Origin of the sequence: Pseudomonas sp. LP_7_YM (genome assembly GCF_004364435.1) — a bacterium.
Lineage (GTDB): Bacteria > Pseudomonadota > Gammaproteobacteria > Pseudomonadales > Pseudomonadaceae > Aquipseudomonas.
The window spans coordinates 26,031-39,243 of the sequence record NZ_SOCT01000008.1 but is presented as its reverse complement, the minus strand read 5'-3'; the positions used below and the strand labels follow the sequence as shown (position 1 = coordinate 39,243).

At 55.2% G+C, this 13,213-nt stretch carries 9 protein-coding genes; all 9 read right to left on the bottom strand.

Annotation, left to right across the window (positions count from 1 at the left end):
- Positions 1-21 precede the first annotated feature (21 nt).
- Positions 22-1,743 carry a carbamoyltransferase C-terminal domain-containing protein gene (locus EC915_RS18140; protein WP_133751904.1) on the bottom strand — a complete coding sequence of 574 codons (1,722 nt, stop codon included), beginning with the start codon at positions 1,741-1,743 and terminating at the stop codon, positions 22-24.
- A 622-nt stretch (positions 1,744-2,365) separates the two neighbouring features.
- Positions 2,366-5,776, bottom strand: a complete 3,411-nt coding sequence (locus tag EC915_RS18135; protein ID WP_133751903.1) for a DEAD/DEAH box helicase family protein — start codon at positions 5,774-5,776, stop codon at positions 2,366-2,368.
- A 1-nt stretch (position 5,777) separates the two neighbouring features.
- Positions 5,778-6,551 carry a hypothetical protein gene (locus tag EC915_RS18130; RefSeq protein ID WP_256658776.1) on the bottom strand — a complete coding sequence of 258 codons (774 nt, stop codon included), beginning with the start codon at positions 6,549-6,551 and terminating at the stop codon, positions 5,778-5,780.
- A gap of 60 nt (positions 6,552-6,611) precedes the next feature.
- Positions 6,612-7,832 (bottom strand): restriction endonuclease subunit S, encoded by a 1,221-nt coding sequence (locus tag EC915_RS18125; protein ID WP_133751901.1) that lies wholly within the window; start codon positions 7,830-7,832, stop codon positions 6,612-6,614.
- Positions 7,829-9,382 (bottom strand): class I SAM-dependent DNA methyltransferase, encoded by a 1,554-nt coding sequence (locus EC915_RS18120; RefSeq protein ID WP_256658775.1) that lies wholly within the window; start codon positions 9,380-9,382, stop codon positions 7,829-7,831. The genes EC915_RS18125 and EC915_RS18120 overlap by 4 nt, the downstream gene beginning before the upstream one ends.
- Positions 9,383-10,061: 679 nt before the next feature.
- On the bottom strand, positions 10,062-10,343 hold the full coding sequence (locus tag EC915_RS18110; RefSeq protein ID WP_256658774.1) for a helix-turn-helix domain-containing protein: 282 nt from the start codon (positions 10,341-10,343) through the stop codon (positions 10,062-10,064).
- Positions 10,344-10,400: 57 nt separating this feature from the next.
- Positions 10,401-11,282 carry a LysR family transcriptional regulator gene (locus EC915_RS18105; protein WP_133751900.1) on the bottom strand — a complete coding sequence of 294 codons (882 nt, stop codon included), beginning with the start codon at positions 11,280-11,282 and terminating at the stop codon, positions 10,401-10,403.
- A gap of 55 nt (positions 11,283-11,337) precedes the next feature.
- Positions 11,338-12,090: an Asp/Glu racemase gene (locus tag EC915_RS18100; protein WP_133751899.1), complete on the bottom strand. Its 753-nt coding sequence runs from the start codon at positions 12,088-12,090 to the stop codon at positions 11,338-11,340.
- A 190-nt stretch (positions 12,091-12,280) separates the two neighbouring features.
- Positions 12,281-13,186: a LysR family transcriptional regulator gene (locus tag EC915_RS18095; RefSeq protein ID WP_133751898.1), complete on the bottom strand. Its 906-nt coding sequence runs from the start codon at positions 13,184-13,186 to the stop codon at positions 12,281-12,283.
- Between the last annotated feature and the right edge of the window lie 27 nt (positions 13,187-13,213).

The window sequence follows — 13,213 nt, the reverse complement described above, 5'->3', positions numbered from 1 at the left end:
GAGAGCCCATGGCCTATGAGTTTATTCGAAGTACTGTTGGGCGAAACTATTCTTCCCTCGGTGCCAGACGATCAATGACTCGCTCATGATTACCAAGTCAACAATGCCTTCATTTAGAGCTGCCAAAGCATCTTGAGACGAGCAAACAATTGGCTCTTCATGACGGTTGAATGAGGTGTTGATTAGAGCAGATTGCCCGGTTCGGTCGTACCAAGCATTAAGCAACCGGTGCATAAAATCATCTGCCTGAGGACGGACCACCTGCGGCCTGGCAGTACCATCGATGTGTACAACAGCAGGACTTGCCTTGATAAAATCAGGATGACAATCGTACGTCATTGTCATCGTATCAGCAGCCACTTGCTCAGCGGTCCAGCCAATATAGCACTCTGCTGCTTGATCAATTGCGGTTACGGGACCAAATGGCATGAATTCAGTGCGGTGCATTCGTTTGTTAAGCCAGTCGTTAACATCTGCATCCTTGGCGTGGTAAATAATACTTCGGTTACAAAGTGAGCGCGGACCGAACTCCATTTTCCCCTTGAACATACCCAATACCTGGTTTTGCATAAGGGCTTCCACAAGCGTTTCTATCATATCAGCAGGCTTATGGTAATTAAGCTGTGGATAATCACGATTTAAAAGATTTATATTTTGGGATATACTCCGCGCCTCTGGCCCCAAAGTCATTGCCGGGTTCTTGAAACGAGTACCATTTATCAAGTATGCCGTGCCAACTGCCGCAGCCAGCGCTAGTCCGCCATCGCCCATGCAAGGCAGCACGTAGACGTCTTTTACGCCAGGAATTTCGCGCAGACGCTGGTTGAGCTTAACGTTGCCAAACACTCCACCCGCCAAGCAAAGATTACTGCTGCCCCGTTGGTTCAGATGATGCGTGATGATCGCTACAAGCAAATCCTCTGTATGCTGCTGTACCGCAGCAGCGATATCCTCTTTTTTTTCGTTTGAGAAGAACGCCTGCAAGGGCTCGCTGTAATCTTGATAAGAAGGTATGAACATGTCTCCGCACGTGGCCTTGATACGCCCATCTTCAAATCTAATCATTTTCTGCATTATGCCTAGCAGTTTATTCGGCTCACCGAACGCTGCCAGGCCGGTAATTTTTCCTTCATGACGATTGGGCTTATAACCTATTAAATGGGTAATTCGGCCGTAAAAATAACCCAAGCTGTCGATACTTGTTTCACGCTGCAGTACAGTAGTTTCACCAGGACTATAATGGGTAAGTGTCAAAGCCTGAAAGTCGCCTCGACCGTCACATGTTAGCGTTAATGCTTCATCAAAAGGTGAGCAGACATATGCCCCTAACGCATGACACTCATGATGATCAATGTAGTAAGCTTTGCCACTCATACGTTGATTCGAGATATAAGCATCAAACTCAGCCCTTTTCTCCTTATCGTTTTTAATCTCGTCGGTCATGCGCTTGCGGAATAGAGAAAGGCCTTCTGGATTAGTCTTGACCTCTTCAACGATTCGATCAAAATACAGTGGCAGATGCTTCTCCGCATTAAAGCCTGCACTCCAACCATAGGCCACATAATCGACATCATTTATTGTTATGCCCGCTTGGCCAAGGACGAAATCAATGGATTGGCTTGGCCAGACCTTATGGTCTTTGATACGAGTAAAACGCTCTTCACTGACAGCCGACAGTATTTGATTATCACGAACCAAACAAGCTCCTGATAAATCATTGTTGGTGATTCCCAATACGATCATAACAACTCCATGTTGTGTTCGCAGGTGGTTATACCAGAGGGGTTTGCGTCATGGGACCACCTAAATTCCGTCCTCTGGATTTACACCGCAGGCCATTAGCCATCGACGATTTGTCTGGGCAGGCAGTCTTCATCCATGCGAAAACCAGCGTAGCACCCATTTGGAAAGTTGATAGGTCTTCTCACCTTATTTACGTTGCTGCGCCGTCGTACGGAAATTGGGGCGTAATAAAATTGCATCGCGCAGGCGGGGTCGAACACGTAGGCCGGCCCTATATTTAGGTCTATGCTGTGTACCCGCTATCTTTTTAACAAGCTTCAAATGCCGTGTTTTTAGGCGTGTTTCATGGGTAAGGAACGGAACCTATAACACTGACAGGCCTGCGACATATCAGAAAACCTTTACGTGCAAAGTTTCGGAGTCCTATAGCTTCCCTGACACGTCATGCGGTTCTGACACGGGGCCTGCACGCCTCCAGAAGTGATGACCAAAGCATTTAATGCGTTTTTTACCGGTTATGCGGAAAATGTATTGCTGAACAAGGTGAGCTTGACCCCGGCATGTCGTAGTGCATTCCAAAGGCCCAATTATCCTAATCGTGTTGCTCAAATCCATTCGCAGCTCAAGCCACCAACGCCCCCGCTTCAATCTTGCCCAACGCGCAAAGCAGCGCATTGATCTGCTCGGAATCAAACAAGCCATCCGGCCCACTCGGGGTGATATCCGTAAACGGCGACTCATAAAGACGTGCAGCGCTCATGACCCCATGCTCGGTCAGATGCTGGATGACCAGGTTGCTGAACTCGATCTGGTTAGCGCTGAATGCCTCTCCGGCGAGAAACCCTGAGAGTGCGTCGCAAGCCGCGCCCAGGTCCATGCCCACCAAAGAGCGGATGAACAACCCCAGCCCCTTGGCCTGCTCCTTTGCCTTGCTGATCTCACCCGCGCCGCCGCCACTCTCGATCAGCATCTGTTCCAGCGCCTCAAGATCCAAAGGTGTCAGCGGTTGATTGCGACGCAGCTTCCGGAGCGACAGGTGGTCCAGATGCGCCCGCAAAAACGTACGCGCTTTCTCGCGAAAGCGCTCGAAACTGGCCGGGTTGACCATCGACGGCATCAGCACCTCATCGATGCACCCTAGCTCATCTTCGAAATCCGTATACACCGTCACGCCGCGGCCCTTCTCCAGCAGCTTGATCAAGCCACGCAGCTTGCGGCGTGCCTGCTCCAGCATTGAAACCGTGACATCTTCCCACCACGCTTGCCCGGCGACCGCCTCGATCAGCAGCGCATGTTTCGCAATATCCGGAATGTTCGTCTGCCCCAGAAGCGCTTCGGCTAAATCCCTAACCTTTTCACTCAAGCGCGCAAAACCCGGCTCCCCATTGAGAATGCACAACTGCAACCGCAGCAACAGAAGGTCGAAGCGCTTGGCCTCTTCGTCTTCCTCGACAACCCTCGAAGGCAAACCGGAAACGTGCTCCGCTATTTCTTGCAGCTGCGTGTCACTCAGCGTCTTCCACGGGCCAGCGGCCGCGTAAAGTTCGACCCAGCGCCGTTTCGGGCGGACGACAACATTATCGAGCGTCATCGACGAGACGCGCTCATGCAGGCTTTGCGCGATGTCATCGCGTAGCTGATCATCGCTGAACGCGCCTTCATAAGGCATGGGTATTTCTGCGACCTGAACACTGGCGCGTCTGCGATCCAGCGCCGCCAACATCTCCAGACGCGACTTGAACAGGCGCTGCCCAAGCGGCTCGCTCAGCGTGCCCTCGGTGGGCTCAGGGTTGTGGTTGAAAAACTCCAGGTTCTGACAGAAATCGAAGATGAAGAAGTCCTCTTTATCCTGGCCCGGCCCGAAAAGATTTTTGCACAAGCGAGTGCCGCGCCCGACCATCTGCCAGAACTTGGCCTTGGAGCGCACGATCTTGAAGAACACCAGGTTGACCACTTCCGGCACGTCGATCCCGGTGTCGAGCATGTCGACTGAAACTGCGATGTGCGGTGCTTTGTCTTTGATGGAGAAATCATCGATGAGCGTTTGCGCGTATTTCGTCTCGTACGTAATGACCCGCGCAAAGGCCCCCGCCTTGTCTGGGTAGTTCTCATCGAACCGCTTGGCAATAAACAGCGCGTGGGCATTGTTCTTGGCAAAAATAATGGTTTTGCCCAGCCGGTCGCCACCCGCCACTGCATGGCCACGCTCCATTAACGCTTGCAGCATCTTGTCGACAGTGTCGGTATTGAACAACCAACGGTTGACCGCATCGGCGTTCACCTCGTCCGGCACCTCCTGTTCTTCACCCCACTCCAGCGCGTCCCACTGATCCTTCTCATCTTCGCCAAGATCATCGTAGCGAATGCCGTCACGCTGGAATTTGAGCGGCACCGAAACGCCCCGGGGCCTGACCAGATAGCCTTCGGCAATAGCGTCTTCAAGGGTGTAGGCGTCAGTCGGCACGCCGCTTTCCAGGTTGAACAGGCTGTAGGTGTTGCGGTCGATCTCGTCTTTTGGGGTAGCCGTCAGCCCGACGAGCAGCGCGTCAAAGTAGGAAAAAATCGCCCGGTACTTCTGATACACCGAGCGGTGAGCCTCATCGATGATGATCAGGTCGAAATGGCCAGAACCGAACCTGCGCTGTCCATCTTGCTTTTCATCGATCAGCCCCATCATCGTCGGATAGGTCGATACGTAAATGCGGCCTTCAGAGTGCTTTTCAGTGACCAGATTCACCGGCGCCGCGCTGGGCAGAAAGCGCTTGAATGCGTTGGCGGCTTGATTGACCAGCGCCACCCGATCAGCGAGAAACAGAATGCGTTTGGCCCAGTTGCAGCGCATCAGTAAATCGCTCAGCGCGATGACGGTTCGGGTTTTGCCTGCACCGGTCGCCATCACCACTAACGCCTTGCGTTGACGGTCGCGCTCGAAGGTTTCACTGATTCGCCGGATCGCCCGGTGCTGGTAATGCCGCTCGACGATCACTTCATTAATAGTCGCCATGCCCAGCGCCTTGCGGCGGGTGCGGCGTTGGATCAGCAGTTCAAGCTCGGCCTTTTTGTGAAAGCCCTGAATCATCCGCGGCGGGTACATCAGGTCATCCCACAGCCAGTGCTCGTAGCCATTGGTGAAATAGATCAGCGGGCGCTGGCCGTACATCTGCTCCAGGCAATCGGCATACAGCTTGGCTTGCTGCTGCCCTTGATGAGCATCGCGTTGCGTACGCTTGGCTTCGATCAAGGCCATGGGTTTGCCGTCGTCGCCCCAAAGTACGTAATCAACGTAGCCCTTGCCCTGACCGCTCGGCATACCCGCGACTTCATACTCGCAATCACGGGCTGCATCCAGCGCCCAACCGGCTTCGTGCAGCAATTGGTCAATGAACAGATCCCGGGTCTGGGCTTCGTTGTAGTCGTGGGTATCGGGCTGAACGGCGTTGGCCACCTTGGCCTTCTCAACCTCGGCACGCAACGCGGCAAGTTCGCGATCCAGGTCTGCGTTTTTCTTTTGCGCCTGCACCAGCGCGGCATCGCGCAACGCCAGCTCTTTTTCCAGTGCCTGCAGTTGGGCTTGGCTTTGGATCGCTCCGGCGTGCGGGGGCTTGGGTATGAGCGCAGGATTGAAGCGTAACGCGGCGTCGGGTTTGCCGGCCGCGCTGCGGGCGAAACGTCGTCCCAGCCAGTAAGCCACGTGAAACAGCTCGCTTAGCACCGCCTGAGCATCTTGCTCACGCACGTGCCGAGCGCTATGCACGGCATCGTTACCGCGCTTGCGGATCACCTCCATTTTGGCGTGCAACATCGGCCCGGTCAGCGCCTTGAAACTGGGCTCGAAGAGGAATGCCGAGAGGTCGCTTTTGTAAGGCAGCTTCAAGCTGCGGTCAGCCTGGAACAGCCATGCCACCAGCAGCTCCAGCGTGCGTCGGGCATAAAAACAGGAGGATCTGGGGTCCGCCAGAACGTTGGCTTCGGCGTTGATCGCCTCAGCGTAGAGACCCGGCCATTCAGTGCGCAGGAAGGCAAAGTTACTCATATCAACGTCCTTGAAATAAGGCGGCAGCGTCCAGCCGGTCGGTCAGGTAAGGGGTAAAGCCGGTGAACAGAATACAAAGTGCCAGCATATCGCGCATCTCTATCTTGCCCTCCACGCTGCCGGGCTTGCCGCCATGGCGGATGCCCGGGTAGTCGCAGGTGAAGCTGTAGAGGTTTTTCAGCGACTGCCGCACTTTGATGTGCGGCCAGTGGGGCAACTGATCGCAGATGCTCGACAAGGCATATTCATCAACCTGCGGATGAACCCGGCCGAGTGCTTCCAGCAGGTTGATGTGTTTTTGCAGGCAGGTCTTGATGCGCCCTTCGCCACCCTTGTCGTGCAGGTCACGGAAGGCGTCATCGAAGTCGCGTTGCAGGGTGTGCAGATGGGGATGCCCGGCATGGGTGTCGCGCAGGCCTTGAACCATGCCAGCGAACAGGCCCGGCAGCGTAGGATAAAGCCGGCAGGGGCGACGTAATTCGTACCGCAGGTTGTAGGTGGTGATGAAGTGTTCGAGGCGGTTGAAGTAGGCATTGGCCAGCGCCTCGCCTGCCAGATCATTGAGGACCGCATGTACGTTTTGCAAAAACGCCAGCAGTCCAGGCTCGTCGATCAGGGCAGAGGCATTGAGCCGCCTGAAGGCGTGGCGGGCCAGCGGTGGGTCGTCGATGATTTCGGCCAGCACCGACATCGACGGGGGCGTTTTCAGGGCAGGCAGCAATGCCCGGTACAACTCGCAGAACACATCAGCTGGCGCTGCCGCGTGGCGCGCCAACGGGCTCCAAACCTCGCGCCATGTTCGGGACCAGACGGGGAGTATGGCGCCGCGCATGGGTTAGAGTTCGCCTCGGAAGGCGCGGTGTTGGAGGGAGGCGAACAGGTCATTTAGAAGGACAGAGCTTTTGACAAGCTTCTGTCTTTGGACTTCAATTTCGTTTATCCGAGACACGAACTTTCTCTGAAGCTCAATTGGAGGAACCTCAATTAAGGTATTTTTAAGATTGGCTTTAGATATATTCGGCATCGACCCTGAAGAACCACTAGCGAGCTTTTGAATTGATTTTCGTTTTGACGGAAATACTAATAATGCGTGAAGAAACTGAGGAAGTATTTTTGTATCTTCCGGAAACCTAAATCTGAACATAAGGTCAGGAATCAGCAGATTTGGAGGCGTTTCCCTAACATAGGCACATGCAGCTACATGATCGTGGGTATTCTTTCGAGAAAACAATAGATCACCAGATTTTACTTCCAAATACTTACTGGAAAAATTTTCGGTGGGAAGAGCTTTGTTTTCCGTCGAAATATACGAACATTTGGTAATGGCGCCTAATTTTAAGACACCCCATTCTGAATTTCGCACACGCCTATCCAGACAGACGGGACTATGTCCACTTTCGACTTCTTCTATCAGCTCTGCCAAGGCCATTCTTGGCCATGTCATTAAATTCGGCAGTGGATCCCCGAACATTTTCATAAATATGGATTGTTCAAGACGATCAAGAAGTCTAATCGTTTCACGACGCCTATGATTCAGCTCGCTAGCCTTGTCCAAAATAGACGCGACACGCCTTTGTTCAGACAAACATGGCAGCTCAACAAGCAAAGACAAACAGCGACCAATATTTAAATTGGAGATACTCGTCGTTTTATTACCGAAGCTTCTTACAAGCGCTTGGACTCGCTTCGAGGAAAACCACCAGTACAAAAATCGCGGTAGAATTCTTTCAGGGTCAGCGCGTAAAACCGTTACAAACCCGCCAAAGCTGGTCTCTTTAGGAAGTTCCGGTATCCAATTACACTTCCCGATTAAATTCCAACTATTTGCGCTAGACACTAATATATCGCCAAATTGCAAAAACTGATCTGGCCGCCGCACCAGACTTTTATTTACCGCCCAGACATCTGACAACTCAAGTTCAGACTGGATGTTTTTCGTTCGAAGACAAGCGACAGAGTTTTTGGCGTCAGCTGAGACAATATCTTCAGGCTTGAAACTTATACCACGAACAAATTTAGCCACATCGCCTAACTTGACGCTCGTAGGTGAGGTCATCCGAACATACCTCGAAGGCTCTGCATATCATTCTGAATCTCAAGTTCAAGCCCGACGAGCTCATCGAGGATTTGTTGAGGAGATCGATGTTCAATTTCCTCATGCACAACGTCTTTGTAGCGACTAATACTGAGGTCGTATTCTTGCGCAATTATTTCCTCCTTGGTGACGCGGAAACTCTGGTTCGTACGAGAACGCTCCATCTCTCCACCGTTACGCTCTTTCCACCGCGCAACTACATCCGGCAAATTATTCTTCGCATGCTCCCCATCACTCAACGCCACCTTCGGCGCAACGCCCAACTTATCCTCACTGAGCAGCGGCGTACGCTTGTCATCCAAACTCATGCCATCCGCCTGCACATCATAGAACCAGACGTTGTCAGTACCGCCGGAATTGGTTTTGGTGAACAACAGAATTGAAGTAGCAACACCCGCGTAAGGCTTGAACACACCACTCGGCAACTTCACCACGCCATCAAGCTTGTGATCTTCAATGATCATCCGGCGCAGTTCTTTGTGCGCCTTGCTCGAACCGAACATCACGCCGTCCGGCACGATCACTGCAGCACGGCCACCGGGCTTGAGCAAGCGCAGGAACAACGCCAGAAACAGCAATTCGGTCTTTTTGGTTTTAACGATGCGCTGCAGGTCTTTGGCGGTGCTTTCGTAATCCAGGCTGCCCGCAAACGGCGGGTTGGCCAGGATCAGGCTGTAGTGCTCGGCCTCGCCTGCTGTGTCTTCGGCCAGGGAATCGCGATAACGGATGTCCGGGTTTTCCACCCCGTGCAGCAACATGTTCATGCTGCCGATGCGCAACATGGTGTTATCAAAGTCGAAGCCGTGGAACATGCCGTGGTGAAAGTGCTGACGCTGGGTAGCGTCCAGCAGCAAACCCGGATTCTGCTCGCGCAGGTACTCACCTGCGGCCACCAGAAAACCACAGGTGCCGCTGGCCGGGTCACAAATCACATCGTTGGGCTTGGGTGCCGTCAGTTCGACCATCAACTGAATGATGTGCCTCGGCGTGCGAAATTGACCGTTCTGCCCTGCGCTGGCGATCTTGCCCAGCATGTACTCGTAGACATCGCCCTTGGTGTCGCGATCCTCCATAGGGATGTCGTCGAGCAAGTCCACCACTTTGGCCAGCAAGGCAGGCTTGGGAATGGTGAAGCGTGCATCGCGCATGTGGTGGCTGTAAGTAGAGCCGTCACTGCCGATGGTTTTCAGGAAAGGGAACACATGCTCGCCCACCACTTCGAACATCGTCTCCGGGGGCAGGTGTTTGAAGCACGACCAGCGATAGTCGTTGTAATTGCACCCCCGTGGGTCCAGCCCTTCAGGGAAGATACGACGCTCCATCGGCTGCTTCAGGCGATTGGCCTTGTTCTCTTCCAGGATGTGCAACTCATCAAGACGACGCAGGAACAGCAGGTACGTCAGTTGCTCCATGACTTCCATCGGGTTGGAAATGCCACCCGACCAGAACGCATTCCAGATAGCGTCAATCTTGCTCTTGAGTTCGCCGGTGATCACCGTCAGTTGCTCCATAGCTCACGCGCCCATTGGGCAGGCGCTGAAAAAGTGGGGGATGATAGCGCCTGCGCGAACAGCGCGCTGTCGGAAGGCGACATTAATTGCGCAAGAATCGGCTGTAAGAACAGCCTTGGGGCTTGGGCTGCGATCCAAATCCACCGGTCATAAGTCAAGCCGTGACCCGTGTGTGGAAAGAGATCATTCCCCGCTATCATCCGCCGAAAAAACTGCCTTCAATCGCTCAATTGTCCAACGCCATTTTGGGCGTGCTTGGGCGACAAATCGTGTTTTGATTCTAAACAATCGTCTTACATACGCCGCCACCTTATCCCCTGTCCAGGATCAGCCCCAGAGCGATGTAATGGGTCCTACTCTTGTTCAGGCGCCTGGAGGACTGGCTCCTGATCTTTGCCATGCATGACAAACCACACCGCGCGCACGAGCCTACTTCGGCCTTCTTGGCGCCAGCAGTTCAGAACGCCCGATCTGCACGCGTCCACTCTCCGCTGATCGGGGGCCAGAGACGCCCGCTTCGGTAATGGCTGCGTCCAACCCTCGCAGATGGGCTGCCGTTTACGCACTGCGCAACGTTTCCACCCCTTGGTTCCATGCGTGCACCATGTGCTTGGCAACGTCCCGCCAGGCCGGTAGAGCCGGGCAACCTTGTTTGGCCCCACGTGCACATTAAGCAGCATCATTCGGACGCTCCCGAACGTTGCTCGGCGAGGATGTCTTCCACCGTTCTCTGATGACCGGCTTTGACCAGCTTCAAATCATAGCCAGCGGCCTCCAGTAAACGGACGAGGGCAGAGACGCTCATGTCGCCCTTGGCCATGGTTGCCATGCGTGCGACGGTGGAGCGCGAAACCCCCGCGCGGGTAGCGATAGCTTCTTGACTCAGTCGGGCACCGCCGCGAGCGTGTTTCAGCATCTCGGAAACGTCGTTGAGCGTTGACAATTTGTAGCCCTCGAGCATCAAAAGGTGCATTAAAGGGCTTTTTTGTAGCCTCGGAGCATCAACGATGCGCGCAAATCAACCCGCCAGCAAATGCTCAAGAAACAACCTCGCGGCCGTCGACAACCCTTCCCGCGATCTCACGCACACGCTGAGTTCGCGGCGGGCCCAATCTTCGTTTAGCTGCACGACTTTAGCGCCCTTGAGCTTATAAATCGCCACGCTGCCTTCGGGCATGATGCCGATGCCCACACCTGCCTGAACCATCAGGCACAGGGCGTCGTAGCTGGCGACTTCCATGCGGATTTTCAGGGAGCGGCCCAGGTCGTTGGCGGCTTTGATGAGCTGGAAATGGAGGTGGGTGCCGCTGCGCAGGGTGACGTATTGATGGTCGAGGGTTTCGTTGAAGGTGACGCTTGCGCGCGCGGCCAGCGGGTGGTCGTTGGGCACCAGCAGGACCAATTGATCGGTGCGAAACGGAAAGACTTCGATGTCAGCGCCGTGTGGCAAGCGGGTGAAGATGCCGATGTCGGCGCGGTTTTCAGCGACGGCTTTGGTGATTGCCAGGCTTGGCTGTTCTTCGAGGCTGACGTTGATCAGCGGGTATTGCGCCATGAACGAGGTGAGCAGGCTGGGCATGAATTGGGTGATGGCCGAGATGTTGGCCAGAATGTTGACCGAGCCGCGACGACCGTGGGAGTAGTCGCGCATTTGCACGACGATTTCATTGAGGTTGTTCAGTGCACTGCGGGCCATGAACAGCAGCGACAGCCCGGCGTCGGTCGGGGTGATGCCTTTGTTGGTGCGGTTGAGCAGCCTGGAGTCGAGCAGTTCTTCCAGTTCGCTGAGCCGCTTGCTCACCGCTGCCGCCGCAATGTGTTCGCGTTTGGCAGCAGCGGCGATGGTGCCTTCTTCGACGACACTGACGAAAAGGCGCAGCGAAACGGGGTCGAGCTTCATGGGAGTACCGCGCGTGGGCCTGCGTGGTCGCCATAGTACCTCGTCAGGGATGGACTCAGAATGCGCCGGACAACAGATGACCGGCGTTGGGCACCTGCGCCTTGAGGCCGAGGGTTTTGAGCATCTGGTAAACGGTGGCGACGGAAGCCGACAACACCGGTTTGTCGAGGCGATCCTGCACCACTTGAATCGCAGGCAGTGAAGGCATCTGCACGCAGCAGGACAGCACGACGCCATCGGCTTGTCCGATATTGAGCTTGTCGGCGTGGGCCACCAGATTCATGGGGTCCAGACGACCGACTTCAAGGTTGTCCGACACTTCCAGACTGATGGCGTCGACGACTTCGATCCCTGCCGCTTCGATGTAGTCGATGACCTGCCGGGTCAGGGGCTTCATGTACGGAGTGATGATCGAGACCGTCTTGTGGTCGAGCATCTTCAGGCTGTCGATCAATGCGCCGGCCGAGCTGAGAACCGGGGCATTCGACTTATTACCAGCGACGGTTTTGCCCAACCGCTCTTGCGAGACTGTGTGGTAGCCCGCGCCTTGGCACATGATCGCCACCAGGCAGGCGTAGGCCATGACATCCACCCGCGCATCGCTTAGTTCCAGCGCGCAACGATCACTGTCAATGTCCATTTTTTTCAGCTCTTCGGGGCTGACGTGCATCATGCGCATGCGCGAGGAATGGAAGGTGAAGCGCTCATCCGGCAACAGCGGATAACGCGAGGTCAGCATCGCCGGGATTTCGGTTTCCATGGTGGTGTTGGAGCTGGGGACAATCTGGCCGATTCGGAAGTTTTTCATAAGTTCTCCTGTCATTTCGCATGCAGCGCTGGGCGTGTGCGACGGATGTTAGGAGTGGCGAACCGAGGCGTACATCAAGCATTGGTGAGCCTGCCATCGCGGATGGCGATGGCAATAAGCGCCAGTAGGCATGGGATCAAGCGTTGCCGATTCGGCGCATGCGCCTGGCACATAAAATTTACGACCGACATCACAACAACTGCGGCAAACCTTTCTCCATCTCGACGAACCGGCTCTTGAGCAGCGAGTGCAACTGCTGCACGGCAGGCGAGAACTGTTTGCGATGGGGATATACCAGCTTCAGCGGCGCGGGCTCGCCGGGGTAATCCGGCAGCAGCAGTTCCAGGTGTCCGGCCAGCACATCTGCCCTCACGTCGACCCAGGACTTGTATGCAATGCCCTCGCCCGCCACGGCCCAGCGCCTTACCAGATCAGCATCGTCAGTCAACAGCGGACCAGACACCGTGACTATCCGCCCTCCCAGCGGCCATTTGTCGTAGACGCGACCGTTCAGGATGTAAAGCAGGCAGTCATGCCGCATCAGGTCTTCGGTGTCCAGAGGTCGCCCTTTTCGCGACAGGTACTCAGGCGAGGCCACCAGCACACGGCGATTCCAGGGTGCGAGCGGCAAGGCAATGTAGTTGGCTTCCTCGATCACCCCGCTGCGGATCGCCACGTCCACCGGATCGCGAAACATGTCAGCAACCTGATCGGAGACAAACAGGCGCAAGTTCAGCGCCGGGTGCTGGCGGCGAAACCCGGTCAGCCATTCCAGCATCACGTTACGTCCGAGGTCCGACGGCAGCGCCACTTGCAGCATACCCTGCAGTTGCGCGCTTTCGCGGCGCAGTTTCTCGCGCCCCTCCCTCAATGCATCGAGCACCTTTTGCGCGGTCGGCAGGTATTGCTCGCCCTCGGCGGTCAGCCGCAGGCTGCGTGTCGAGCGGATGAACAGGCGGATGTCCACATCGCGCTCCAGACGCTTGATCGCTGCAGCGACCTGGCCCGGCAGCAAGTCAACCTCGCGTGCGGCATTGGAGAAACTGCCGAGCGCTGCTGTCCGAACGAACAGAGCAAGATCGTCGATGCGGATCATTTTCACTGCTGCTGTGAAAGTGTTGGC

Bases quoted from the DNA above. Each gene is read 5' to 3' on its own strand.
- EC915_RS18140 (WP_133751904.1), bottom strand. From the start codon at position 1,743: ATGATCGTATTGGGAATCACCAACAATGATTTATCAGGAGCTTGTTTG.
- EC915_RS18135 (WP_133751903.1), bottom strand. From the start codon at position 5,776: ATGAGTAACTTTGCCTTCCTGCGCACTGAATGGCCGGGTCTCTACGCT.
- EC915_RS18125 (WP_133751901.1), bottom strand. From the start codon at position 7,832: ATGACCTCACCTACGAGCGTCAAGTTAGGCGATGTGGCTAAATTTGTT.
- EC915_RS18120 (WP_256658775.1), bottom strand. From the start codon at position 9,382: ATGGAGCAACTGACGGTGATCACCGGCGAACTCAAGAGCAAGATTGAC.
- EC915_RS18110 (WP_256658774.1), bottom strand. From the start codon at position 10,343: ATGCTCGAGGGCTACAAATTGTCAACGCTCAACGACGTTTCCGAGATG.
- EC915_RS18105 (WP_133751900.1), bottom strand. From the start codon at position 11,282: ATGAAGCTCGACCCCGTTTCGCTGCGCCTTTTCGTCAGTGTCGTCGAA.
- EC915_RS18100 (WP_133751899.1), bottom strand. From the start codon at position 12,090: ATGAAAAACTTCCGAATCGGCCAGATTGTCCCCAGCTCCAACACCACC.
- EC915_RS18095 (WP_133751898.1), bottom strand. From the start codon at position 13,186: ATGATCCGCATCGACGATCTTGCTCTGTTCGTTCGGACAGCAGCGCTC.